Genomic DNA, 25,158 nt, shown 5'->3' with positions numbered 1-25,158 from the left:
CCGTCGCTGAACGCACAAGTGCCGTCCCCCGGGTCGGGGAACGGCACCAGCGCAAGTGAACCGTCAATTTTACCGGCCCGGGGCCCGGAACCTAATTGGCGTCCGGCGCGGGAGGTCACAAACCCGGTGGTGACAGGGCGTCGCCCGGACGCTTTTTCTGCGGATAAGGAGCCTCACCGCGGGCCAGCATCTCCACGAATCCGGCGATCCTGCGCTCCCGGGTGGCAGCTTGCTTTGCCGAATTGGTCCGGACGATGAGGGCGAAGCGGTTGGCCCTGGTGAGGACATCGAACATCGCCTGGGCCGCCGGTACCGCGGCGATGGCGGCCGCCAGGTCGGGCGGCATTTCCGCCGTGGCCTGGCCGGCATAAGCGGCGTCCCAGCGGCCGTCAGCCTTGGCGGCCTCGACGGCAGCTCGCCCCGCGTCGGCCATCTTTCCTTCCTCCTCCAGCCGCGCCACGTAAGTGACGTTCCTGGCCGACCACACGCTGCGGCGTCCCCGGGGCGTCATCCGCTGGAAGGAGCTTCCGTCATCCCGGCGCCTGGCCTGGCCGTCGATCCAGCCGAAGCACAGCGCCTCGTCCAGTGCGGCAGCGTAGTCCAGCTCCGTGACCTGCCCGCCTTTTTTGTGCAGGACCAGCCACACGCCGGGACTGCTCTGGTGGTTCGCCTCCAGCCAGCTCCGCCAGGCGGCAGCGTCCGGCACCAGCAGTTCCTCGAGTTCAATGGCCATGCGCCTATTCTGCTCCTGAAGTGCTGCGGAACAAGCGGTGCCCTTGCGGCGCCGCCCGTGGCATTATGGCCGTAAACGTCACCGCCGACACGAAGGACAGCCCATGCTCCGCGTCCGTCCCCTGCATTTCACGTCCGCCATCGATTCCTGGGAGCGGCTTCTCACGGCCCTGGGCCTGGTCCTCACCGAGGGCGACGGCGGGTTCCGTATCTTTGACGCTGGCGGGGGCCGCCTTGCCCTGCACGACGTCCCGGAAGGGGACGCGAGTGACGGAACCACGGCGTTCGCTGTCGAAGTGGGCGACCTCGCGGAATTCGCCCGCCGCACCAACCTCGCTGCCCAGGACGACGACGCCACGCCCGCGGAGCCGGCCACCGCCGAACTGGTCACCGCTGACCACGGCGACGCCTGCAGGATCACCGCACCTGACGGGTTCAGCTTCCTGGCGGACCAGGCCGGCACCGATGTGCCCTCACCGGACGCGGACCCGGCCCTGGCCGTCGTCGGGGTCTGGTTCACACCGGACACGGACGCCGCTGCCCGCACCCTGCGGCACGTCGGTGCCCGGCCCCGCCCGGTGCCGGACAACGATGAAACAGCGGACTTCACCGCAAAGAACGGTGGAGTCCTCATCGTGCGGCCGGCGTCGGGGCCGCCGCGGTCCGGCCTGGGCTTTGAGTACGACGGCGCCCTGGAAACTTTGCGGGACCGCCTCGCCTCCGCCGGGTTCGACGTCAGCCTCACCGAGGAGGCGTTCGGAAGCACCCTTCACGTCGCCAACCCGGACGCGGCCCGGGACGGCGCGCCCTCCGTGCCCGCAACGGTCTGGATCTCGCAGCACCGTCCCATGGGGTAGAACTTAACCATGAACGTGCGCACACCTGACCCGAACCCCGGCTGGCTTTCCGAAGAAGACCTCTTTGAGGCGCGCGGGCGGCTGCCCATGGTTTACGTGGAGGCGGTACCGGTCAGGCTGGACCCGTTGGGTTACGTGAACGAAGTGGGCACCCTGCTGCAGGCCGACGAGGACGGGACCATGGTCCGGTCCCTGGTGTCCGGCCGCGTCATCTACCGCGAAACAATTCGCGCCGCCCTGCTCCGGCACATGGAAAAGGACCTGGGACCGCTGGCGTTCCCGCAGCTGCCCATCAGCCCGGTTCCCTTCACGGTGGCCGAATATTTCCCGGCGCCGTCCCAGACCGGCTTCACCGACGAGCGGCAACACGCCGTGTCCCTGGCCTATGTCATCCCGGTGACGGGCGAGTGTGAGCCCCGCCAGGACGCCCTGGAACTGACGTGGATGACCCCTGAGGAAGTCCTCAGCCCCGGCGTCCAGATGGAGTTTTCCGGCGGCCGCGGCGGGCTGATCCGGCAGGCGCTGGCCTTTGCAGGCGTGGGCTCCTGACGCCCTCGCCGGAACCTGGGGGTCCCCGATATTAGGTGCCCGCCTTTGTAGACTGTAGGGCGGACCGCAAGAGAACTTAAGGACTCCCATGACCGAAACACCAGCCGCCCGGCACCTCCGTGAACAGCAGGCTGGATCCCTGACCACCGGCAACCTCATCCTCCTGCCGGACGGTGAACGGACGGCCGAGATCCACCAGGTGGAGCTTGAGCGGGACGATTTCGGCGCGCCGGCACTGGTGCTCGCCAGCCTGACGGGCGGCGGGACGCTGCGCATCGCCGTCGGCTCCTCGGTAACGGTTGTTGAGGAGCAGTCCGACGACGTCACGCACCTTGCGCTGGCAACCTCCCCTTCCCAGGACGCAGGGCAGTCCCTTGAACCAGGGCACCCGGAGGAACCGGCCGAGGTTGGGCAGCCTGCCGAATCACCGCAGGAGCAGCCCGGCGAAAAGCCGGCGCCCGTCGCGGCGGTGCCCGCCGTCGTCGTACCTCCCCTTCCTCCCGTCCCGCCCGCCGCGAACGGTCCCAGCGAGGAGGAACTGGCCCTGATCCCGGCGCCGGCCGGCACCCCGGAATCCGTGGTGGAGGCCGCAGCGGAGGCGCATCCGGACGCGATGGGAGTGCTGCTGCTGACCGACCGGCTGGCCAAGGGCGTCAACTTCAAATCCGGAAGCTGCCTGAAGGACCTCAGTGACCTCGCGCACGAACTCTTCATCACGCTCAAGGACGCCGAAAGCTCGCTGGCCGTTGCCGACCTCCTCACCGTCCTCCCCTACGACGGAAACCCCGGGCGCTGGGCATCGGTGGAGGCGTCCCTGGCGCTGGCCAGCTACATCTGCCGGCAGGACGGGCAGAACGAACGGGCAGCCGTTTACGAGAAACTGATCAGGACCCCGGAGAACCAGGAAACGGATCCGTTCAAGGCACGGATGGCTGCCAAGGTCCGGCAGCGCTCGCTCAACGAGCCCAACCTGTACGACAAGGAAATCTTCCGCTCCATCGATAATTCCAACCACGACGCGGAGCGCGAATGGCGGTTGTTGCGGCTGGAATCCCTGCTGTTCCTGCGCGCGCACGGCGGGTCGGAAACCATCGGCATGGGCGAATTGGAGCGCCGCATCAGCAACGAGCTTGAGGCCGTCCGCGCATAACAAATAGCCCCTACCCGGGGCCGGGCCTTAGTTGTACATTCGGGGCTATGACGAACAATCTCAGCGTAGTGATCAACGCCGATGCTCCGCAGGTCTGGACCATGCTGCGTGAACCGTCCAAGGTTTCCCAATGGCATGGCTGGCAGGCCGAGGACCTGGACGCCGAAATCAAGGAGATCTACTTTTCCGGCGATGTGGAGGAGGCTCCGGACCACACCAGCCTCACCGTCCACGGCGGGGACACCTTCGAACTCCAGCCCGTGACGGACGGAACGCGCGTGAGCGTGACACGCGGGGCCCTGGACCACAACTCGGAGTGGGCCGCCTGGGACGAGGACATCACCCAGGGCTGGCTGACCTTCCTCCAGCAGCTCCGCTTCGCCCTGGAACGCCACCCGCACGGCAAACGCCACACCCTCTTCCTGCACCTCACCGAGGGGCAGGGCTCGGCGATCGAGAAGCTCGGACTGGACTCGGTTCCGGCCCCCGGCGAGCCCTATCAGCTGACGCTGGGCACCGGTGAGGAAATCTCCGGCAAGGTCTGGTACCGGACCAGCCATCAGGTAGGGCTCACAGTCCAAGGCTACGCGGAGCACGGCGAGGGGCTCCTGGTGGTGGCCGACCACCCTGCCATCAAGGATGTGCGCGAGGAGGGTGAGGGCTCCCTGGTCATCGCCTCCACGTACGACCTCGGCGCTGCCAAACTCGACGCCATCCGTTCGTCGTGGGACTCCTGGCGGTCCGAGAACTACCCCTCGTCGGAACCGGTGAGCTAACGGTCCTGGCCGGTTTGCCGGCGCCCCACTGATTGCCGGGGGTGTGCTGATTGCTGGCACACTGGTACGGTGCCAGCCAACCCTGCCTCCGCCCCGTCGCCTGCTTCCGCACTCCCCGCCCGCCAGTCAGAATTCTCCTTTAGGGTGGGCACCCGCCTGGCGGAATCGTGCCCGCCGTCGGCTGCGCAGGTGGACGCGAACGGCGGGGAGTTCCTGGGCCGCACCGGCACCATCACCACGCCGCACGGTGAGATCCAGACGCCGGCGTTCATCGCCGTCGGGACGAAAGCGACGGTCAAGTCGGTGCTGCCGGAGTCCATGGCTGAGCTGGGAGCGCAGGCACTCCTGGCCAACGCGTACCACCTGTACCTGCAGCCGGGCGCGGACATCCTGGATGAGGCCGGCGGACTGGGGGCCTTCATGAACTGGCCCGGCCCCACGTTCACGGATTCCGGCGGATTCCAGGTGATGAGCCTGGGCTCGGGGTTCAAGAAGGTCATCGACATGAAATCGGTGGACGCATCCGGGCCGGATGACGCCGTGGCGCCGGGCAAGGAGCGGCTGGCCCACATCGACGACGACGGTGTCTGGTTCAAATCGCACCTCAACGGTGACCGCCACCGGTTCTCCCCCGAGATCTCCATGCAGGTCCAGCACCAAATTGGCGCGGACATTATGTTCGCCTTTGATGAGCTGACCACCCTGCAGAACTCCCGCGGCTACCAGGAGGAATCGCTGGAGCGGACACGGGTATGGGCGCTGCGCTGCATCGAGGAGCATTTCCGGCTGACCGATTCGCGGGTGGGGAAGCCGTACCAGGCCCTGTTCGGCGTGATCCAGGGCGCGCAGTATGAAGACCTCCGCCGCAAGGCCTGCCGGGACCTGGGCGCCATGCCCTTTGACGGGTTCGGCATCGGCGGGGCGCTGGAAAAGGAAAACCTCGGCACGATTGTCCGCTGGTGCAACGAGGAGCTGCCGGAAAACAAGCCCCGCCACCTGCTGGGCATCTCGGAACCGGACGACATCTTCACCGCCATCGAGAACGGGGCCGACACGTTCGACTGCGTCTCGCCCACCCGTGTTGCCCGGAACTCCGCGTTCTACACGCCGTCCGGGCGCTTCAACCTGTCCGGCGCCAAGTACAAGCGCGACTTCGGGCCGCTGCAGGAGGGCTGCGACTGCTACGCGTGCACCCACTACTCCCGGGCCTACATCCACCACCTGTTCAAGGCCAAGGAGATGCTGTCCGCCACGCTGATCTCCATCCACAACGAGCGGTTCGTGGTGAAGATGGTGGACGACGCCCGGCTGGCCATCGAGTCCGGCACGTTCTTCGACTTCAAGGCCGAAACCCTGGGGCAGTACTACTCCTGACCCTGGCCGCTGCTAGGGCTCACCCCGCGCCCCCCTTCACTGCTTGCCGCCGTCGAAATCGCCGAAACGGTGCAGGTAAGCCGGAACGTTCCGGCGTCCCCGCACCGTTTCGGCGTTCTGGCGTTGTGCACATAACGACGGCGGAGCGTGGCGGGGCTGTGGGGCGTGCCGGAAGGTGGGTGGATGACACAGCCTCAAGCACAAAGTTCCCGGCTTCCGGAGACAGGAAACCTGTGGCGAACGGACCAACTTCGCGCCAAGGGACTGCAGGCGCGGGACATCCGCCAGCTCATGAAGCATGGTGAGCTGGTCCGCCTGCGATGGGGCTGCTATATCCGCGCTGCGGTGTGGGAGAAACAGCCGGCCACTGTCCGCAGCGTGCAGCTGATCCACGCGCACGCCCACGGGACATTGACGACGTCGACGGGAGGCTATGTCTACAGCCACACCTCGGCTGCACGTCTTCACGGCCTCTTCCTCTGGAACGTAAATGACCTGATCCATATCCTGCTCCGGGTATCGCCGTCAGGCGAACGCCTCGGGAAAGACGTACGCGGTCACACCCGGCCCTACACGGATCAGGACGTGACAACGATTGGCAGGCTGAGGGTCACAGCGCTTGAACGGACGGTAGTGGACTGCGTCACGGCGCTTGATTACCGCCAGGGGCTGATCCTCATGGACCATGCACTGCGGCTCGGTGCTGACCTGGGCCAGATGCAGGCCATGGCCGCGGGGCGTTCGGGACACCGCGGTGTACGGAACCTGCGGATGGCGTTGGCCAACGCAGACGCCCGAGCCGAATCGGCCGGAGAAACACTGACCAGGGAACTCCTGGCCCGGCTGAGGCTTCCCATGCCGGACGCACAGGTTGACGTCCGAACCCGGTTGGGATGGCACAGGCTGGACTTCGCCTGGCGGGACAAGAAGGTTGCCCTTGAATTCGACGGCAAGGTCAAGTACTTCGACTACAAGCCAACCTCCGAAGTCCTGTTCCAGGAGCGGCGCCGGGAAAAGGCGCTCACCGAGGCCGGCTGGTTCTTCCTCCGGGTGGAATGGCGGGACCTCTTCCGGGAGCAGGAGTTCAAGAACCGGGTCCTGGACGCGCTCAGGCGCCAGCCCGCGCCCGAGGCACCCGCCGCCGTCGAAATCGCCGGAACGGATCCAGGACGCTGAAACGTTCCGGCGAAACCGCACCGTTCCGGCGTCCTCGGCGTGGGCGAGGATCCTGGAGTTGCGGGCGGGACAGCGGTCAGGCGGCCGCGGCGGGCACGGTGCCGTAGCTTGGTTCCCGCTTCTTGATCCAGCCGATCACCAGGGACGTCACGGGGACCAGGATGAATTCAACCAAGGTCTTGTACACGAACCCGACCACCACGTAGTTCACGAACGTTCCAAAATCAGTGATCCCGATGACGGACGCCGCAATGCTGCAGAAGATCAGCGTGTCCACGAACTCGCCGGCGCCCGAGGACCCCATCAGCCGGGCCCACAGGGACTTTTCGCCGGAACGCGCCTTCATCCGGACCAGGATCCAGGAGTTGATGGTTTGCCCCGCCAGGAACGCCAGCAGTGAGGCCAGCACGATCTGCGGCACCGGGCCCAGGGCGCCCTCAAGGGCTGCCTGCTTGGACGTTCCGAATTCGTCGTCGAATCCCGGCAGGGCAATGATCACCCAGTAGCAGAGCGAGGCGAAGACGGACAGCGCGAAGGTGGTGAGGATGGCCTTGCGCGCCACCTTGAAGCCGTACACCTCGCTGATGACGTCACCCAGGATGTACGCCAGCGGGAAGAGGAAGAAGCCGCCGTCGGTGACGATGGGCCCGATGGCAACACCCTTGGACGCCCCGATGTTGGACAGGATCAGCACCACCGCCATGAAGGCCAGCATGATCCCGAAGTACGGGGACCCGATGGATGCGAACCTGGCCGCGGGTCCGGAGGAAGTTGTTTCAGGCAGGGCGTCCTGGCCGGAGGGAGAAGACATGAGGGAGTCCGTTCAAAGTGGTTCGCTCGGCACCCTGATTGCTGCGAGGAGGCCGGCTGTATTAGCACTGTCGGCCTATTCTCCCACCCGCGCCGCTGAAGGCACTATCAGTGAAGGCCGGGCTCAAACTGAACATGTTCAAAAACGTGTCATAATATTCTTGACACGTTCAAAATGGGGGCAAGGATGACGGCCAAAAGCGGGCAGACCAGGCAGTTGGTGGCCGATGTGGCGCTGCGGATGTTCCGCGAGGTTGGTTTCGCCAAGACCACCATGCGCGCCATCGCGGCAGAGGCGGGCGTCTCCGTGGGCAACGCCTACTACTACTTCGCTTCAAAGGACGACCTGGTCCAGGAGCTGTACCTGCAGGTGCAGCAGGAGCATGCGGCACGCGCGCTGTCCGCCATGGAAAACGCCACCGACCTCAGCAGCCGGCTCCGCGCCACCCTTCATGCAGGCCTCGATTCCATGGCCCCGTACCACCGCTTCGGTGCCGACTTCCTCACCACCGCCATCCGGCCCACGTCGCCAGTGAACCCCTTCGCGGCAGGTTCCGCCGCAGCCCGCGAAGCCTCCCTGTCGATCTTCCGGTCGGCGGTGGAAGGCGCGCGGCCGGCAGTCCCCAAGAAGCTTCGCGCCGATCTTCCGGAACTCCTGTGGCTCGGCTACATGGGCGTCACGCTGTTCTGGGTCTACGACACCTCCGAGGGGCAGCAGCGCACCAGGAAGCTGGTGGACGGCGGCGTCCCGCTGATCGCCAGGGTGCTCTCACTGGCGCGCGTCCCGGGCGTCAGCAAGCTCCTGGACGATATCCTCAGCCTCAGCCGGAGCATCCGTGCATAGCCGCAAGCCAGCAAAACAATATCGGGGGAAAAGCATGACCAGGACAAAGACCGTGGTGCTCGCCGGCGCCTCGGGCTTCATCGGAAAGTACCTGCGCGCCCGCTTCGAGCAGGACGGCTGGACGGTGAAAACGGTAGGAAGGGCGCGGACCGGAGGGCGGCGGCGCACTCCCGCGCGGCCGGGCGCTAACGGCGGCACCACCGGCCGGAAAATAACGCACGCATCCTGGGACGACGACGGCGCCATCACCGAGGTGATTAACGGCGCCGACCTGGTCATCAACCTCGCCGGAGGGTCCGTGTCGTGCCGCTACAACGCGCGGAACAAGGCAGCGATCCTGGGTTCCCGGATCTCCACCACCGCGGCACTCGGCCGTGCCATCGCCCAATGCCGGCGCCCGCCCTCGACCTGGCTGAATGCCAGCACCGGCACCATCTACCGCGACGCCCGCGACCGCCCGCAGACGGAATCCGACGGCGAACTGGGGACGGGCTTTTCGGTGGAGGTGGCCCGGGCCTGGGAGGCGGAGCTCGAGGCCGCCGTCACGCCGGTGACCCGGAAGATTCCGCTCCGCATTGCCATCGTGCTGGGTGCCGGAGGCGGTGCCCTGCGTCCGTTCGCCAACCTCGCGCGGCTGGGACTGGGCGGGCACATGGGCAATGGGACGCAGAAGTTCAGCTGGGTGCACGTGGAGGACCTCTACCGGTGCGCGCGTTTCCTGCACGCCCGGACGGACATCACCGGCCCCGTCAACGTGGCCTCGCCGGATGTGGTGAGCAACCGGGAGCTGATGCAGCTGGTGCGCCGCGCGTATGGAGCACGATTCGGCGTTCCCACCCCTGCCTGGCTGCTCCGCGCGGGCGCCGTCCTGATCCGCACGGAAACGGAGCTGGTGCTCAAGAGCCGCTGGGTCCAGCCGCAGAAGCTGCTGGATTCGGGGTTCGTCTACAGCCAGCCGGAGCTGGGCAGGGCACTGCTACAGATCGCCAAGGGAACAGCGTGAGCCGGCCGCGGCGCGTCGTCGTAGGCACGGGCGCGCTGGCGCTGGCGACGTTCGTCAGCCTGGTGTGCTGCGCCACGGTGCTCGCCTTTCTGGTCGGCAGTTGGATCCCGTGGTGGCAAGCCCTCATGATGACGGTGATCTGGGGAGTGCTGCCGTCCATCGCCTTGGCCTTCTGCCTGGGCGTACCCCTGGCCATGCTGCTCCAGCCGGTCCGGAACCAGTGGCTGCACGTTGCCGCCTTTGCAGGACTGGGAGTGGTGCTGGGGATCGTCTTCGCGCTGCTGGCCTCCGGCCCCGCGCCCCGGACGGACTACGTGCTGACCTTCGCCGCCACCGCCGCGCTCACGTGCGGCGGCGCCCTCGCCGTCGGCCGGCTGTCCATCTGGCGGCTGGTGCGCCTCGACCAGGATGGGACAGCCCGGGATGGCACAGTCCGGGACGCTACCGCCCATGATGGCGCGGACCAGGACAGCGCCAGCCAGGACGGCGGCAACCAGCAGGGCAAGGTGCCCCAGGACTCCACAAACCAGGACGAGCCCAGCATTGATCTGCACACCAACCAGGACCGCGGGCAGAACTAGGCCCTTGTGGCCCTGAACACCCCTCGCCGGCAGCGGCTGTACGGCCACACAAGGAAATTGCCCGACGGCGGATGGCAGGATGGGGGCATGACTTCCGTTTCCGCTGATGCAACGCAGACCGTCACCAGCCCGGCCGTGGTCCTCACCATCGCCGGCTCCGAAGCCACCGGCGGCGCCGGCGCCCAGGCCGACCTGAAGACGTTCCAGGAGCTCGGCGTCTTCGGCATCGCCAACCTGACCTGCATCGTCTCGTTCAACCCGAACGACAGTTGGAACCACCGCTTCGTGCCGGTTGACCAGCAGGTGATTGCCCACCAACTGGAGGCGACGACGGCGGCCTATGGTCCGTCGTCGGGCGCTCCGTCGGTGCTGGACACCGTGAAGATCGGCATGCTGGGCAGCCCGGCCACCATCGCCACCGTTGCCGGTGCCCTGAGGGACAACCGGTTTGCCAACGTGGTCCTGGACCCGGTGCTGATCTGCAAAGGCCAGGAGCCCGGCCACGCGCTCGACACGGACCAGGCCCTCAAGGCGCAGATCCTGCCGCTGGCCACCTTCGTGACGCCCAACCACTTCGAGGCGGAGTCGCTGTCCGGGTTCGAGATCACCGACGTCGAATCCCTCAAGGCAGCCGCCGTCCGCATCCACGAACTCAGCGGCGCAGCAGTCCTGGCGAAGGGCGGGGTCCGGCTGGAAGGCCCGGACGCCGTCGACGTCTTCTACGACGGCCAGACGCTGGAGGTCCTGAGCGCCCCGAAGGTGGGCGAGGTGGCCGTGTCCGGAGCAGGTTGCTCGCTGGCCGCCGCCGTCACTGCCGAGCTGGCCAAGGGTGGCTCCCCGCTGGAAGCAGCCCGGACGGCCAAAGAATTCGTCACCGCGGGGATCCGCAACCGGGTAGCGTCAGGCGCGCCCTTCGATGCCCTGTGGCAGGGCGGGGCCCGCTAGGCGCATCGGCCGCCCGCAGCAGAGCAAGCGGCCGGCATCAGGAGCGCGGGTCCGCCACCTTGCCCATAAAGAGCGGCAGCCCCGTCTCTGTGTGGATGATCTGGTAGTGGAAGGGCCGGTCAAAGACGATCGACACGTCCGGCTGAAGCGTGCCGCTGACGGCCTGCGCATTGATCTGGGTGACGGCAGCGGCCACGGTCCCCTTCTCGGCTACCGTGATGTTGGCTGCCTGGGCGGCCTGCGTGATCTTCATCCCGGACTGGATCCCGTCAAAGTCTTCGGCGGTGTTGAGGGTGTTGTGCAGGCCCATGGCTCCCAGGACTTCCCGCAGGTCGAAGCTGGTTTTGTGGTCCCAGCGGGGCAGGGTGATGTGCACGGGCTGGACGGCCGCCGCATCCAGCGCGGCCGACAGCCGGGAGAGCTGTTCCGCCGTCACCGCACTGCCGGCGGGGGGACCGGCGGCAGTGTCCGCTGGCAGGACAAGGCGCATCACGGCCCCTTCCGCATAGGGAAGGTCAACCGCCTGCCACCCCTCCCCCGCGGCGTATTTCATGTCAACGGCCTGCCCCATGGTGGGAACGTTGACCACTTCCCCGGTTCCCGTCGTGAAGGGCCGGTCAAGCGTCCGGGAGGGGTCGAAGGGGGTGTTCCAGGCGGCGGCGAAGTAGATGGCGTTGAGGATGCTGAAGGTGTTCTTCGGATCAAAAGCAGCAGGCGCCTTCTTGATGCGGCCACCGGTGTTCCGGTCCACCCAGGCGTCGATGGCGGGTTCCGTGGTGTCCCGGTCGCGGAAATCCACTTTGTGGACGCCCGTGCCGTAATGACGGGCCAGGGTGTCCAGGTAGTCCGCTCCCGTGGGGGTGTTGATGTCCAGGAAGAGTCCGTTCGCCGAGTGGATGACGGGCTTCCGCGGCGGGTTGTCCTCATCAACGGCACCGGGATCACCCTCGTAGCGTTCGACGGCGGCCAGCATGGCATTGGCGGCTTCGTCCCGGTTGCTGACCGGCAGGGCCAGGACGCGGTCCAGTTCCGCGGCGGTCTCACCGGCTGCGCCGGCCCGGAGCATTACCAGGGCGGTGAGCAGGCTGCCGGGTGAGGCGACGACGTTCCCGGCGGTGGAGTCCCCGCCGTCGGACAGGAGGGCCTCCCCCAGCGCGTAGGCCGAGGAGCGCAGGGAAGCAAGCTCCCGCGGGTAGGCGGCAGTGTCCACGGAGGCCCGCTCGACGCCCGGGGCGGTCTCAAGCCCGGGCGGGGATGCTGAACACGCGGTGAGCGCAACCACAACGCCGAGCGCCGCGAAGCCGGCCCGCCGCGGCACCTTTGCGTGTTTTGCGTGAGCAAAGTTTCCCAGGACTTCCAGCCGCTGCATGAGTCCAGTGAAGCAGCCGGACCGGAAGGTAGCGATGCCGGCCGGGTCACGGTTTGCCGTCGTTTCGGTCACGCCCGGCCAGGGCCGAACAGGATGCGGAGCCCCTGGCCCCGGGACCGCACGACGACGGGACGGCACGACGGCGAAAAGCGGCGCCCGCCCGGCCTTGCCGGCCAGGGGGCGCCGCCGTCGGGCTAAGTCAGCGCCTGGCACCCACCACCGTGTCGGCGTCGTCCGTCTTGGCCGCAGCCCAGGCATCGCCCTGTTCCTTGTCCAGGTGCGTGGCCTTCTTGTTCTTGAGCGCGAAGATGTAGACCACCAGCGAAACGGCGATGGCCACGGTGACGTAGGTGAAGAACAGGTCCACCTGGCCGGCCTTCTGCAGCGCCGCGCCGATCAGCGGAACCGTGCCGCCGAACAGCGAGTTGGCGATCGCATAGCCCAGCCCGACCCCAAGAGCCCGGATCGAGGCCGGGAAGAGCTCGGCCTTCACCAGCGCATTGATGGAGGTGTAGCCGCCCACCACCAGCAGGCCGCCCATCATGAGCAGGAACGCCGTAAACGGATCCTTGGTGCCGGACAGCGTGGAGAGCAGCGGCCAGGTAAACAGCACGCCGGTGATGCCGAACCAGAGGAGCAACGGCTTGCGGCCCACCTTGTCCGAGATGATGCCGTAGACGGGCTGCAGCAGCATGAAGATGAACAATGCCCAGAAGTTGATGACGGAGGTATCGGTCTTGGCGATGCCGGACGTATCGTTCATGAACTTCAGGATGAAGTTGGTGTAGGTGTAGAAGGCAACGGTTCCGCCCAGGGTGACGCCGATGCAGATCAGCAGCGGACGCCAGTGGCTGGTGAAGAGCAGCTTGAGGGTTCCGGGCTGCGCCTCGCCGGCAGCCGGAACGTGTGCGGCGCGGATCTGGTCCGCGGAGACCGTCTCCTCCATGGAGCGGCGCAGCCAGAGCACCACCAGGGCCGCGACGCCGCCCAGCGCGAACGGAATACGCCAGCCCCACTCGGTGAGGGCATCATTGCCGATGCTGTTCTGCAGGATCACCAGGACCAGCAGGGCCAGCATCTGCCCGCCCACCAGGGTCACGTACTGGAAACTGGAGAAGAAACCGCGCCGCCTGGACGTTGCCGCTTCGGACATGTAGGTGGCGCTGGTGCCGTACTCGCCGCCCACGGAGAAGCCCTGCAGCAGGCGGACCAGCACCAGCAGGACCATGGCCCAGATGCCGATGACGTCCTGGGTGGGCAGCACCGCGATGGCAAAGGAGCCGGCGGACATCAGCGTCACGCTGAGGGTCAGGGCGGCCTTGCGGCCGTTGCGGTCCGCGTACCTGCCAAAGAACCAGGCGCCGATGGGGCGCATGAGGAACGACGTCGAGAAGACGGCCATTGCCTCAAGTCCAGCCTGCAGGTCGTCAGTGGAGCTGAAGAAGTGGGCCTGGAAGTAGGCCGCGAAGACGGTATAGACGTAGAGGTCGTACCACTCTACGAGGTTGCCGGCGGAACCTTTGAGGATATTTCCCACGGCCCTGCGGGTCTGTGCTGCCTCCGTCGGGGCTGCCTCGCTAAGAGGCGCTGCTTGTTGGGTGCTCATCAATGAACCTTCCTTGGCGTGAACAGTCTCCCGAAAGCGCGGAGGACCCCCACCAAAATATGGGTGATGCAGGGCACAACCAACGTGGCAGCGGCTTTCCTAACACTTCCTTAGGTTTCGGTCCGAAAACCCGTGCCCGTCCCGCCCGGCATCCGCCCGGCCGGGCAAAAACGTCCGCCAGGCGGTAGTCTCCACAAACGGGGGATGGCGCAGCCCCGCAGCGAAGGACAGGAACATGGCAATGGAAGTGCTCATCGTCGAGGACGACGACGCCATGGCCGGTGCCCTGGCGGCCGGTGTCGGGACGGCGGGACTGAAGGCAACCAGGGTTTCCCGTGGCGCCGATGCCCTGCTGGCGCACCGCCGTTTCCAGGTGATCCTCCTTGACCTGGGGCTTCCGGACATGGACGGGCTGGAGGTGCTGCGGAAACTCCGCCAGGTTACGGACTGCCCCATCCTCATCCTTACCGCGCGCGACGACGAACGCAGCGTGGTGCTTGGCCTCCGTTCCGGCGCGGATGACTACCTGGTCAAACCGGTCAAGCTGGTGGAACTGCTGGCCCGGATCGAAGCGGTCACCAGGCGGGTGGGGCGCGGCAGCGCAGCGACGCCGGGCACCATTGTCCTGGACGACCTCGAGATCGACCTGGACCGGCGCACAGCGGCAAAGGGCGCCGAAGTGCTTCCGCTGACCGCCACCGAATTCGAGCTGCTGGCCCTGCTCGCCCGGAACGCCGGCTCCGTGGTGACGCGGGAGCAAATCCTTGACGCGCTGTGGGGTGACGCCTTCCTCGCCTCCTCCCGTTCGCTGGACGTCCATCTCACCGGGCTCAGGGCCAAGCTGCAGAAGCCGGGGTTCATCATCAACGTCCGGGGCGTGGGCTACCGGGTGGAAGCGGATACCGCGTGAGGCTGCGCGTCCTCGGGGTCCTCAGTGTGCTCTGCCTGCTGGTGGTCTTCCTGGTCTCCGGCACCATCCTGGGCTCTGCCGCCCGCGAACTGACACAGGAAGTCCAGATCAACCGGGCAGCGTCCCTGAACCGGCTGGCCCAGGTAGCCTTCGACGCTGCGAACGACGGTGACACCGTGCGGCTGCAGCGGGAAATGGACACCTATTCCAGCCTCTACGGCGAAGGCATTGTGGTGCGGCTGCAGCAGGGCATCCTGCGCTCCGGGGGCCTGAGTGAGGAGCGGACCGACGTGCAGGAGGCCCTGTCCCTCGCCGGGCTCAATGTCAGTGACACGGACCTGGCCCCGTTGGAGCCTTTCGGGTCCGGCTCGGAACTCATTTTCCGTTCCTTTGGCAGCGCCAGCCAGGTCCTGGGCGGCGTCGTCCTGGACGTGGACCTCGACACTGCCCGCAACAAGCTCCGCGGGCGTTGGCTCGGGGTGGCGGTTGCCGCCGTCGCCCTTGCCGCGGTACTCCTGCTGGCCGCGGCCCGGGTGACCGGGTGGGTGCTCCGTCCTGTCCTTCGCCTGAATTCGGCGGTCACCGAGCTGGCGAAGACAGGACGGGCGGGGCGCCTGCCGGAGGACGGGCCGCCGGAACTCCGCGAGTTGAGCCGGTCCTTCACCGCGATGGCCCGCACGGTGAGCGCCAGCATCGAGTCGCAGCGCCAGCTGATCGCGGATACCTCGCACCAGCTGCGGAACCCCATCGGTGCCCTCAGGCTGCGGCTGGACGTACTCCAGCTTGAGCTGCAAAATGCCCGGGAGCACGACACCGCCGCCAGCGCGGTGGCGGAGCTGGAGCGGGTGGAGGAGATTCTGGACGGAGTCCTGAAACTTGCCGCTGCCGAGCACCGGGCGTCCGAGGACTCCGCCCGTGCCTTCAGCAGTCCGGGCGTCCGGCCGCCCGCCGACCCGGTGGATCCGTACCCCGTTCTACAGGGCGAGGTGGAGCGGGCAGCTCCGGCTGCGGAGCGTGCAGGGTGCCGCCTTGTCCTGCTGCCGCCTCCCTCCCCGCCGGCACTGGTTGCCTGCCATCCGGCGGAGCTTGCCCAGATGGCCGGCGAGCTCCTCACCAACGCGGTCAAGTACGCCCCCGGCGCCACGGTGACAGCTGCGGTGCGGGTTCGCGCGGGCACGGCAACAGTGGAAATAACCGACGACGGCCCCGGGCTTTCCGAGCAGGAGCGCGCCGACGCAGCCACACGGTTTTGGCGCTCACCCCGGCATTCCTCGGTCCGCGGGACTGGGCTGGGCATCACCATCGTGGGTGAGTTGGCGGCGGCGAACGGCGGCCGGCTGGTGCTTGCTCCGGCAACACCGCAGGGCCTGTCCGCCAGGCTGGAATTCCCTGCTCCCCCGACTGGCCACCATCCGGAATCCGGAGGAGGTGAGGTGCGTGGTTGAAGGGCTTGCGGGTCCGCTTTCGAGGCGGACACTGCTGAAAGCCGGTTTTTCCGCGGCCCTGGCCGCGTTCCTGCCGTTCGCCCTGTCTGGTTGCACCAGCAAGCGGCCGGACCTGCTGACGGTGGCGGGCGGCGAACCTGGCGGTTTTTACCTGGAGTTCTCCACGCTGCTGGCCGCGGCGCTGGAGCGGCACGGGGTGGCGGGCCGGGCCACGGCGGTGTCCACGGGCGGAAGCCTGGACAACCTGGCGGAACTGCGCGCGGGAAGGGCCACCTTCGCCGTCGCGCTGGCCGACGCGGCGGGCGAACAGTCGCCGGAGCCCGGCGCGGCACCGGTGCAGGTGGCGGCGCTCGGGAAGGTTTATGAAAACTATGTTCACTGCGTGGTACGCAGGGACAGCGGAATCACCGGGCTCGGCCAGCTCGCCGGCCGCAGGGTGGCCATCGGCCAGCCGGGATCCGGCACGTCCCTCACCACACCGCGGATCCTTGCGGCAGCAGGCCTGGATACCCGGACGGTCGGTGGCACCGATGCGGACGGGACGGTCGCCGTCGTAAGCCTTGGACTGAACGACGGCCTGGCCGCCCTGAAGGCGGGCACGGTGGATGCCCTGTTCTGGTCCGGCGGCGTGCCCACAGCCGCGGTTGCCGCCGCGCAGCAGGAGGTTCCGCTGGCACTGCTGGACCTCTCGGCGCTGCTGCCTGAGCTGCGCAAGCGGCATGGGGCGGTGTACGACAGGGTGCTTATTCCGGAGGGCAGTTATCCCGGTGTGCCGGCGGTGTGGACGGTGGGCGCTGCCAACCTGCTGTTGTGCCGGACGGACCTGGATGCCGCCACCGTGGAGCGGACCGTCCAACTGCTGGTGCATCACGCCGGCGAGCTGATCCCGCAATCGAGCCTTGGCGTGCAGTTCCTCAGCCCTGAGACCCTGATCAACACGGCCGGCATCCCGCTCCATCCGGCGGCCGCGAACGCATACCGGGCACTGCACGGCTGACCCGGCACGCTCTCTCACATCCTGCAGCGATATCGGGAACCCTCTCACCTGTCGCGGGATGAGCCGAAACCCTCCTTCACAGACTGAGAGAGCGTTGCGGGAAAAGCCGCAAAACGTGAGAGAGCGTCCCTCAGTTTCCGGAGTGGGCCTGCAGGAAGCTGTACACCTCGGTCTCGTCCACTCCGGGGAAGGCGCCCGGCGGCATGGCGGCCAGCAGGTGCGAGTGCGCACGCGCGGAGGGCCAGGCGTTCCCGGCCCATTCGGAAGTGAGCGCTTCCGGCGGACGCTTGCAGCAGGTGGGATCCGGGCAGTTGGAGGTGGCACGGGCTGTCGTCTCCCGCCCGCGGAACCACTTCACGTGCTGGTACGGCACGCCGATACTCAACGAAAACTCCCCGGTTGCAGACCGTTCCGTGCGGGCCGTGCACCAGTACGTCCCGGACGGCGTATCCGTGTACTGGCTGTAGGCACTGAATTTGTCCGGCACATCGAACACGGCCCGGGATGTCCAGGCCTTGCACGACGGCTGGCCCTCGATGGCTCCGGTGTGGTCCTGCGGAAAGTTCACGCCGTCGTTCTCGTAGGCCTTGTAGATGATGCCGCTCTGGTGCGTCTTCTGGAAATGCGTCGTGATACCCAGGTGCTTCGTGGCCAGGTTCGTGAAGCGGTGGGCGGCTGTCTCGTAGGACACGGCGAACGCGTCGCGGATGTCCTCCACGGCGATTTCCTTCGCCGCTTTGGCTTTTTGCAGAAATTCCACGGTGGCCTGCTCCGGCAGGAGAAGTGCTGCGGCGAAATAGTTCGTGGCAACGCGTTGGGCCAGGAAATCGCCGTAGCTGCGGGGCGTTTCATGCCCCAGCACGTAGTGTCCCAGGGCCTGCAGCAGCACAGACCGGGGGTCGTGGTCCTGCCGCTGGCTCTGCGTCAGGTAAATTCTGCGGTTCTTCAAATCCGTCACGGAACGGGTGGAATGCGGCAGGTCACCCACATGGTGCAGGGTGAAGCCGAGGTGCGCGGCAATGTCCGCGATGACGTGCTGGCTCAGCGGGCCGGTGGTGTACCCCACCTCCTTGAGGACCTTCTGCGCCTCGGATTCGTACTCCGGAAAATAGTTCCCCCGCTCCCGCATCATGGCGCGCAGTTCGCCGTTCGCGCGGCGGGCTTCCTCCGGCGTTGCCACCTGCTCGTTCATCTTGCGTTCGAGCTCATGGAGGAGCCCCACCTGGGCCTCCAGGACATCCAGCGGAAGCCGCGAACTGATGCGGATTTTGGGCAGGTCCAAGGACTCGTACAGCGGTCCGCGCTGGTAGCGCTCCAGCTCGATTTCCAGGGCGGCCCGGCGGCTGGGAGGCTCTGCTCCGAGCAGCTGGTCGATGCTGACATTGAGTGCCCCGGCCAGGTGCTGGAGGAGGGTGAGTTTGGGTTCGCGCTTGCCGTTTTCGATCAGGCTCAGCTGGCTGGGCGCAGTCCCGACGGCGGCACTCAGGTCATCTAGGGTAAGTCCGGCCTGCTTGCGGAGATGGCGCACGCGGCGGCCCAGCGAGATGACGTCCAGTTCCGCGGCGGAGCCGGACGACGGCGGCGGGGAAACTTCCCTGTTCCAGCTTGAAGGCGACATTTCTGAAGAATACGTGAAGAAGTGCATTTCTTTCCAGCATTTTTATCTAGAAAGGGTGTTGAAAGTGCTGAAAAGTAGTGACCACGGAAAGAAACACCGCACCGGAAAGCCGGTGGGAACCTCAACGACGCGGTTCCCACCTACTCCATCCGGAGCTCAATCAAGGAGATCAACGATGACTGCAGCATTTGAGCCCACCCAGCAGACGCCCGAACAGCAGGCCGCCGCCCTGGAGCTCGAGTGGGCCGCCAACCCCCGCTGGGAAGGTGTGACCCGGGACTACTCAGCCTCCGACGTCGTCCGCCTCCGCGGCCGCGTCTCCGAAGAACACACCCTGGCCCGCCGCGGCTCGGAGAAGCTGTGGAAGCAGCTCACCGAAGAGCACAAGGAAGGCAAGTACACCAACGCCCTGGGCGCGCTGACCGGCAACCAGGCCGTGCAGCAGGTCAAGGCCGGTCTTCGGGCCATCTATCTTTCCGGCTGGCAGGTTGCCGCTGACGCGAACAACTCGGGCCACACCTATCCGGACCAGTCCCTCTACCCGGCCAACTCGGTTCCCACGGTTGTCCGCCGCATCAACAACGCCCTGCTCCGGGCGGACCAGATCGAATTCTCCGAGGGTGTCCAGACCGTCGAGGACTGGCTGGTTCCGATCGTCGCCGACGCCGAGGCCGGCTTCGGCGGCCCGCTGAACGCCTACGAACTCATGAAATCCATGATCCAGGCTGGCGCCTCAGGTGTTCACTGGGAGGACCAGCTCGCCTCTGAAAAGAAGTGCGGCCACCTCGGCGGCAAGGTCCTGATCCCCACCCAGCAGCACGTCCGCACCCTGAACGCCGCCCGTCTCGCAGCCGACGTCGCCGGCACCCCCACCGTCGTTATCGCACGCACCGACGCCGAAGCAGCAACCCTGATCACCTCGGACGTGGACGAACGCGACCAGGAATTCATCACCGGCGAGCGCACCGCCGAGGGCTTCTACAAGGTCCGCAACGGCATCGAACCCTGCATCGCCCGCGCCAAGGCCTACGCCCCCTACTCGGACCTGATCTGGATGGAAACCGGCACCCCGGACCTGGAACTGGCCCGCAAGTTCGCCGAAGCCGTCAAGGCCGAGTTCCCCGACCAGATGCTCTCCTACAACTGCTCGCCGTCGTTCAACTGGCGCAAGCACCTGGACGACGCCACCATCGCAAAGTTCCAGCGTGAGCTCGGTGCCATGGGCTTCACGTTCCAGTTCATCACCCTGGCCGGCTTCCACGCCCTGAACTACTCGATGTTCGATCTCGCCCACGGCTACGCCCGTGAAGGCATGAGCGCCTACGTCGAGCTCCAGGAAAAGGAATTCGCCTCCGAATCCCGCGGCTACACCGCGACCAAGCACCAGCGCGAAGTCGGCACCGGCTACTTCGACACCATCTCCACCGCGCTCAACCCGAACGCATCCACCCTCGCCCTGGTCGGATCGACCGAAGAGGGCCAGTTCCACTAAAACTCCCGACGGCGGCGGTCACCCTCGCCTTCGGACCGGCATCGCTCTGCCTGCTATTCCCCATGCCCGCCCCATGACCTCGTAGAACTCGGTCGGGGGCGGGCACAGGGCCCCTTTTACGCAGGCTGCCGCGACACCGGCTCCTTCGGCCTTGTGCCTGAGTCGCCAACGTGCCGCCAGCCGCCGTCGAACTTTCCCTTTTCGTCTTTAAGGAGACTGAGATGAACAGCTTCACCGATAGCTTCACGATTAATGGCATCACCTTGACCGCTCAACCCGTGTGCCGGCAGAACGAGGTTCTTACTCCGGATGCCCTGGAGTTCGTTGCGAAACTGCACCGGGCTACTGCTGAGCGGCGGCAGGAACTGCTGCAGGCCCGCCGGACCCGGCGTGCTGACATTGCCGCCGGCGCCGACCCCCGCTTCCTGCGGGAGACCGAACACATCCGCAACGACCCGTCCTGGCGGGTCGCTCCCCCGGCCCCCGGCCTGGAGGACCGCCGCGTGGAAATCACCGGCCCGGTGGACAAGAAGATGACCATCAACGCCCTGAACTCCGGCGCCAAGGTCTGGCTCGCGGACATGGAGGACTCCTCCACCCCCACCTGGCGCAACGTGGTCAAGGGCCAGCTGAACCTCACCGACGCCCTGGAACGCCGGATCGACTTCACCACCGAAGAAGGCAAGGAATACAAGCTCCGCCCCGCCGGCGAACTGCCCACCATCGTGGTCCGCCCCCGCGGCTGGCACCTGCCCGAAAAGCACATGCTCATCGACGGCCAGCCCATCGCCGGCGGCATCGTGGACTTCGGCCTGTTCTTCTTCCACAACGCCCGCCGCCTCCTCGCCCAAGGCAAGGGCCCGTACTTCTACCTGCCCAAAATCGAGAACCACCTCGAAGCCCGGCTCTGGAACGACATCTTCATCCTCGCCCAGGACATGCTCGGTATTCCGCAGGGCACCATCCGCGCCACCGTGCTGATCGAAACCATCACCGCAGCCTTCGAAATGGAGGAAATCCTCTACGAACTGCGCGACCACGCCGCCGGCCTGAACGCCGGCCGGTGGGACTACATCTTCTCCCTCATCAAGAACTTCCGCACCCGCGGCCCCCGCTTCGTCCTCCCGGACCGCGGCCAGGTCACCATGACCCAGCCCTTCATGCGCGCCTACACCGAGCAGCTCGTCCGGGCCTGCCACAAGCGCGGCGCCATGGCCATCGGCGGCATGGCAGCAGCAGTCCCTAACCGCAAGGACCCCGAAGCGAACGCCAACGCCTTCGAAAAGGTCCGCGCCGACAAGACCCGTGAGGCCAACGACGGCTTCGACGGCTCCTGGGTGGCCCACCCGGACCTGGTGCCGGTTTGCCGCGAGGTGTTTGACTCCATCCTGGGCGGGAAGCCCAACCAGCTGGACCGCACCCGCGAGGACGTCACCCTGGACGACCGGGCCCTGATCAACGTGGCCGCCACCACCGGCACCATCACCGAACAGGGCATCCGGAACAACATCGAAGTGGGGATCCGCTACATCGAATCCTGGCTCCGCGGCAACGGCGCCGTCGCCATCCACAACCTCATGGAAGACGCCGCCACCGCCGAAATCTCCCGCTCCCAGCTCTGGCAGTGGATCTACGCCCGGGCCATCACGGACCACGGCGAGATCATCACACACGAGTGGATCGAAGAACTCCTGGACCAGGAGTTCGCACGGCTGGAACGGTTCGACGGCGACCGCTTCGAAGACGCCCGCGACATCTTCGAAGAAGTCACCCTCGCCCGCGACTTCCCGTCCTTCCTGACCCTCCCCGCCTACGCGCGCTACCTGACGGAGGCCCGCGAAAAGGCAACCGTCGAGGAACTCGCCGCGGCGTAACCAGCTTCCGTCCGCCGGGCCGGCACGCCCTCCGCAACAGGCACCTCCGAAATCCGGAGGGCCGGCCCGGCGACGGAACCACCTCCCCGCGAGATGGCAGTTAACGGCAGTGTTGTGGGTAAACATCACCGTTAATTGCCATCTCGCGGGTGGGGGTTAAGGAAGTACGACGGCGATACGAGGCTCAGCGGCCCTTCGGCACCCGCCGCACGGCGAGGGTGGTGCTGACGAAGAAGGTCAGCACGGACACCAGGACGAGCAGCAGCGCCGGCGTCCAGGACCCGGATGCGTCGTGCACGAAGCCCATCAGGGGCGGTGCCACGGCGGCAAAGCAGTAGCCCAGGCCTTGCACGGTGGCAGACATCCGGCCCGCCGAGGCCTGGTCACGGGCCAAGCGGATGATCGCGATGAAGATGACCGTGATGCCGCCGCCCTGGGCGATGCCGCCACAGATCGACCACAGCCACCAGAGCTGCGGCGCCAGCAGCAGCCCGGCCGGCACGGCCGTCCACAACGCTCCCACGGTGACCGCCACCGCCGTCGTACTCATGAATTTGGCGGCAAAGGGCACTCCCAGGCCGCCCACGATAGCCAGGATCTGGAAGATGGAGGAAGCGGCACCGGCCCCGGTGACGGACATGCCCAGTTCGTCGTGCAGGTAACTGGGCAGCCACGCCGTCACCCCGTAGTAGGAGAAGGCCTGCCCGGCGAAGCCCGCCGTCAGGCCGGCCGTCGTCCAGCCCGTACCGGTCACCGGCGGCAGCGTCGTGTCCCCGCCGTCCTCCGCGGAAGCCAGGAATGCGCTCCGCGGACCAACGGCCAGGGTCCAGACAATGATGGCCGCAACGGCCAGGACAGCCACCGAGCCCAGCGCAAACCTCCACCCCGCCAAGTCGGCCAGCGGTGCGGTCACCACGGACGTCAGGAATGACCCGATGTTCAGCGCGGCGGTGTAGATTCCCATCGCGGTCCCCTGCCGGCGGGGGGCGAAGTCACGGCGGATGATGAGCGGCGCGGCGATATTGCCCACCGTGATGGCCAGGCCAATCAGCACCGTGCCGGCAACCACCAGGACCGGCCCGCCCGCCGAACGGACCAGCACGCCGACCAACACGCCGAGGATGGTCAGCGTCACCGCGAACTCGGCACCGAACTTCCGGGCCGCCAGGGAAGCCAGCGGCGCGGCCAGGGAGAAGCAGAGGACAGGGATGCTGGTCAGCAGGCCAAGCATGACCGGCGAAAAGGCCAGCTCCGCCTGCATCGGGCCAACCACCGGGGCGACCGCCACAAACGGTCCCCGCAAGTTAAGCGCGAGCAGGCCGATGCAGGCAAGCAGGATCCAGCTCTTGGGTATCCGGGCAGAAATCCGGCCGCTCATGCGGCGGCGGAGGGAGTAAGCAGTTTCATCACTCCCATTGCTATCACGCGCCGGGACGGACGGTTGTTGGGGCGCCCGGATGGCACCCTGGCTTACGATGAACTTCACGCCAGGAACTCCGGGACGAAGGACACCGCCATGCAGCACCGCCTCGCCATCCTCGACGATTACCAGGACGTAGCCCACGGCTTTGCGGACTGGGCGGCGCTGGAAGCGGAGGGCGTCACCGTCACCACGTTCCGGGAGCCCTTCGCGTCCCAGGACGCCTTGGTCTCGGCGCTTGCCGGCGTCGGTATTGTCATTGCCATGCGGGAGCGCACTGCGTTTCCCCGGGAAGTATTCGAAAAACTTCCCGGCCTCCAGCTGCTGGTGACCACGGGGATGGCCAATGCCTCCATTGACGTGGCCGCTGCGGCGGAGCACGGCGTGACGGTCTGCGGAACTCCCGGTTCCCCTGCCGCCGCCCCGGAGCTGACCTGGGCCCTGCTGCTGGCAGCCGCCCGGCACCTGCCGGCCGAGGAGAACTCCCTGCGGGCCGGAACCTGGCAGTCCACGGTGGGATTCGAGCTGGCAGGCAAGACACTGGGCATCGTGGGACTGGGCAAAATCGGCCGCCGGATCGCCGGCTACGGGCAGGCGTTCGGCATGGACGTGGTGGCCTGGAGCCAGAACCTGACGGCCGAAGCCGCCGCCGACGCCGGGGCGCGGCTGGTGTCGAAGAAGGAACTGTTCCGGGTATCGGACGTCGCCACGCTCCATCTTCGGCTTTCTGAGCGCTCCGAGAACACCGTGGGAGAGGAGGAGCTGCGGCTGCTGGGCCCCGAGGGCATCCTGGTGAACACCGCCAGGGGTCCTTTGGTTAACCAGGACGCACTGATCCGGGCACTCACCCAGGGCTGGATCCGCGGTGCAGCCCTGGACGTCTTCGACCAGGAGCCCCTGCCTGCCTCGCATCCCCTGCTCGCCGCCCCCAACACCGTGCTCTCACCGCACCTTGGTTACGTCACCCAGGAGAGCTACCGGCAGTTCTACGGCGGCGCATTCGAGGACGTGACGGCCTGGCTCGCCGGCTCACCCATCCGCACCATCACCGCCTGACACCGGGAAACACGTGAACCACACCATCCGCACAGCAACAGCGGACGACGCCGGGGCGCTGGCCGCGCTGGCGGCCGTCACCTTCCCGCTGGCCTGCCCGCCGTCGTCGTCACCCGAGGACATTGCGGCGCACCTGGCCAGCACGCTCAGCGAACAGCACTTCGAGCGCTACCTCGCGGACCCGGACATCACCATCCTGGTCCTCGACTCCGGCAAACGGCTGAACGGGTACAGCCTGCTGGTCAACCGTCCGGCTGCGGACCCTGACGTTGCGGCTGCCCTCACGATTGTTCCGTCCGTGGAACTCAGCAAATGCTACGTCCACCCCGAACACCACGGCCTCGGCGCTGCCGCCGAGCTCATGCACGCCAGCTTGCAGGCCGCGGCGGCGGCAGGCGGGGCGGCAGCGTGGCTGGGCGTCAACAGCCAGAACGCCCGGGCCATCCGCTTCTACGAAAAGTCCGGATTCCGCAAGGTGGGCTCCAAGTCCTTCACCCTGGGCAGCACCGTGGAGCACGACTTCGTCCTGGAGCGCGCCGTACCCTGAACCTGCCTGCGCCGGCGCCTGAGCGAC

General features: G+C 67.0%; 23 protein-coding genes. 17 read left to right on the top strand and 6 right to left on the bottom strand.

From position 1 onward, the window contains the following. Nucleotides 1-115: 115 nt before the first annotated feature. Nucleotides 116-733: a YdeI/OmpD-associated family protein gene (locus tag AC5RWA_RS06785; protein WP_494057008.1), complete on the bottom strand. Its 618-nt coding sequence runs from the start codon at nt 731-733 to the stop codon at nt 116-118. Between the two features lie 103 nt (nt 734-836). Between AC5RWA_RS06785 and AC5RWA_RS06780 the strand changes: the two genes are divergently transcribed. From AC5RWA_RS06780 to AC5RWA_RS06755, 6 genes are all read left to right on the top strand, one after another. Further along, nucleotides 837-1,589 carry a VOC family protein gene (locus tag AC5RWA_RS06780; RefSeq protein WP_494057007.1) on the top strand — a complete coding sequence of 251 codons (753 nt, stop codon included), beginning with the start codon at nt 837-839 and terminating at the stop codon, nt 1,587-1,589. 9 nt (nt 1,590-1,598) lie between these two features. Then, nucleotides 1,599-2,138 (top strand): NUDIX hydrolase family protein, encoded by a 540-nt coding sequence (locus tag AC5RWA_RS06775; protein ID WP_079598113.1) that lies wholly within the window; start codon nt 1,599-1,601, stop codon nt 2,136-2,138. A gap of 88 nt (nt 2,139-2,226) precedes the next feature. Beyond that, nucleotides 2,227-3,288, top strand: coding sequence for a DUF6707 family protein (locus tag AC5RWA_RS06770; RefSeq protein ID WP_079598114.1), 1,062 nt, complete (start codon nt 2,227-2,229; stop codon nt 3,286-3,288). 47 nt (nt 3,289-3,335) lie between these two features. Beyond that, nucleotides 3,336-4,064, top strand: a complete 729-nt coding sequence (locus tag AC5RWA_RS06765) for an SRPBCC family protein (protein WP_494057006.1) — start codon at nt 3,336-3,338, stop codon at nt 4,062-4,064. Nucleotides 4,065-4,133: 69 nt separating this feature from the next. Further along, complete coding sequence (gene tgt, locus AC5RWA_RS06760; protein ID WP_079598116.1) at nt 4,134-5,438, top strand: tRNA guanosine(34) transglycosylase Tgt; 1,305 nt, start codon at nt 4,134-4,136, stop codon at nt 5,436-5,438. A gap of 183 nt (nt 5,439-5,621) precedes the next feature. Then, nucleotides 5,622-6,614 (top strand): type IV toxin-antitoxin system AbiEi family antitoxin domain-containing protein, encoded by a 993-nt coding sequence (locus AC5RWA_RS06755; RefSeq protein ID WP_494057005.1) that lies wholly within the window; start codon nt 5,622-5,624, stop codon nt 6,612-6,614. Nucleotides 6,615-6,690: 76 nt separating this feature from the next. On the opposite strand, the gene AC5RWA_RS06750 is transcribed toward AC5RWA_RS06755, so the two are convergent. Next, nucleotides 6,691-7,425: a queuosine precursor transporter gene (locus AC5RWA_RS06750; protein ID WP_494057004.1), complete on the bottom strand. Its 735-nt coding sequence runs from the start codon at nt 7,423-7,425 to the stop codon at nt 6,691-6,693. Between the two features lie 186 nt (nt 7,426-7,611). Here AC5RWA_RS06750 and AC5RWA_RS06745 point away from each other — a divergent pair, with 186 nt between their 5' ends. The 4 genes from AC5RWA_RS06745 (at nt 7,612) to AC5RWA_RS06730 (ending at nt 10,797) form a co-directional block, all read left to right on the top strand. Further along, nucleotides 7,612-8,268 carry a TetR/AcrR family transcriptional regulator gene (locus AC5RWA_RS06745; protein ID WP_494057003.1) on the top strand — a complete coding sequence of 219 codons (657 nt, stop codon included), beginning with the start codon at nt 7,612-7,614 and terminating at the stop codon, nt 8,266-8,268. A 34-nt stretch (nt 8,269-8,302) separates the two neighbouring features. Further along, on the top strand, nt 8,303-9,271 hold the full coding sequence (locus tag AC5RWA_RS06740; RefSeq protein WP_494057002.1) for a TIGR01777 family oxidoreductase: 969 nt from the start codon (nt 8,303-8,305) through the stop codon (nt 9,269-9,271). Then, nucleotides 9,268-9,852, top strand: coding sequence for a hypothetical protein (locus tag AC5RWA_RS06735; RefSeq protein WP_494057001.1), 585 nt, complete (start codon nt 9,268-9,270; stop codon nt 9,850-9,852). The genes AC5RWA_RS06740 and AC5RWA_RS06735 overlap by 4 nt, the downstream gene beginning before the upstream one ends. A gap of 87 nt (nt 9,853-9,939) precedes the next feature. Continuing rightward, nucleotides 9,940-10,797 (top strand): hydroxymethylpyrimidine/phosphomethylpyrimidine kinase, encoded by an 858-nt coding sequence (locus AC5RWA_RS06730; RefSeq protein ID WP_494057000.1) that lies wholly within the window; start codon nt 9,940-9,942, stop codon nt 10,795-10,797. A 37-nt stretch (nt 10,798-10,834) separates the two neighbouring features. On the opposite strand, the gene AC5RWA_RS06725 is transcribed toward AC5RWA_RS06730, so the two are convergent. Beyond that, nucleotides 10,835-12,238, bottom strand: coding sequence for a serpin family protein (locus tag AC5RWA_RS06725; protein WP_494056999.1), 1,404 nt, complete (start codon nt 12,236-12,238; stop codon nt 10,835-10,837). Nucleotides 12,239-12,365: 127 nt separating this feature from the next. Then, complete coding sequence (locus tag AC5RWA_RS06720; RefSeq protein ID WP_494056998.1) at nt 12,366-13,772, bottom strand: MFS transporter; 1,407 nt, start codon at nt 13,770-13,772, stop codon at nt 12,366-12,368. Nucleotides 13,773-14,013: 241 nt separating this feature from the next. Between AC5RWA_RS06720 and AC5RWA_RS06715 the strand changes: the two genes are divergently transcribed. The 3 genes from AC5RWA_RS06715 to AC5RWA_RS06705 are packed head-to-tail and all read left to right on the top strand — an operon-like array spanning nt 14,014 to nt 17,124. Beyond that, on the top strand, nt 14,014-14,682 hold the full coding sequence (locus AC5RWA_RS06715; protein ID WP_275728605.1) for a response regulator transcription factor: 669 nt from the start codon (nt 14,014-14,016) through the stop codon (nt 14,680-14,682). Then, complete coding sequence (locus AC5RWA_RS06710; RefSeq protein ID WP_494056997.1) at nt 14,679-16,127, top strand: sensor histidine kinase; 1,449 nt, start codon at nt 14,679-14,681, stop codon at nt 16,125-16,127. The genes AC5RWA_RS06715 and AC5RWA_RS06710 overlap by 4 nt, the downstream gene beginning before the upstream one ends. Beyond that, the gene (locus AC5RWA_RS06705) at nt 16,120-17,124 is read left to right on the top strand and encodes a TAXI family TRAP transporter solute-binding subunit (protein ID WP_494056996.1); all 1,005 of its coding nucleotides are present in this window, start codon (nt 16,120-16,122) and stop codon (nt 17,122-17,124) included. The genes AC5RWA_RS06710 and AC5RWA_RS06705 overlap by 8 nt, the downstream gene beginning before the upstream one ends. 130 nt (nt 17,125-17,254) lie before the next feature. On the opposite strand, the gene AC5RWA_RS06700 is transcribed toward AC5RWA_RS06705, so the two are convergent. Beyond that, a complete protein-coding gene (locus tag AC5RWA_RS06700) occupies nt 17,255-18,769 on the bottom strand; it encodes a helix-turn-helix domain-containing protein (protein WP_494056995.1) in 1,515 nt (504 codons plus the stop codon). 148 nt (nt 18,770-18,917) lie between these two features. Between AC5RWA_RS06700 and aceA the strand changes: the two genes are divergently transcribed. Both aceA and aceB read left to right on the top strand, forming a co-directional pair. Next, nucleotides 18,918-20,234: an isocitrate lyase gene (gene aceA, locus AC5RWA_RS06695; protein WP_115526170.1), complete on the top strand. Its 1,317-nt coding sequence runs from the start codon at nt 18,918-18,920 to the stop codon at nt 20,232-20,234. A 221-nt stretch (nt 20,235-20,455) separates the two neighbouring features. Further along, nucleotides 20,456-22,108, top strand: a complete 1,653-nt coding sequence (aceB, locus tag AC5RWA_RS06690) for a malate synthase A (RefSeq protein ID WP_494056994.1) — start codon at nt 20,456-20,458, stop codon at nt 22,106-22,108. A gap of 184 nt (nt 22,109-22,292) precedes the next feature. Here the strand turns inward: aceB and AC5RWA_RS06685 are convergent, their stop codons facing one another. Further along, nucleotides 22,293-23,486, bottom strand: a complete 1,194-nt coding sequence (locus AC5RWA_RS06685; protein ID WP_494057079.1) for an MFS transporter — start codon at nt 23,484-23,486, stop codon at nt 22,293-22,295. Between the two features lie 138 nt (nt 23,487-23,624). On the opposite strand from AC5RWA_RS06685, the gene AC5RWA_RS06680 reads away from it, so the two are divergent. After that, a complete protein-coding gene (locus AC5RWA_RS06680) occupies nt 23,625-24,584 on the top strand; it encodes a D-2-hydroxyacid dehydrogenase family protein (protein WP_115526226.1) in 960 nt (319 codons plus the stop codon). Nucleotides 24,585-24,597: 13 nt separating this feature from the next. After that, complete coding sequence (locus AC5RWA_RS06675) at nt 24,598-25,131, top strand: GNAT family N-acetyltransferase (RefSeq protein ID WP_494056993.1); 534 nt, start codon at nt 24,598-24,600, stop codon at nt 25,129-25,131. Nucleotides 25,132-25,158: the final 27 nt, after the last annotated feature.

This window comes from Arthrobacter sp. 210 2 (assembly GCF_059093025.1).
This window is presented reverse-complemented; position numbering and strand designations above follow the sequence as displayed.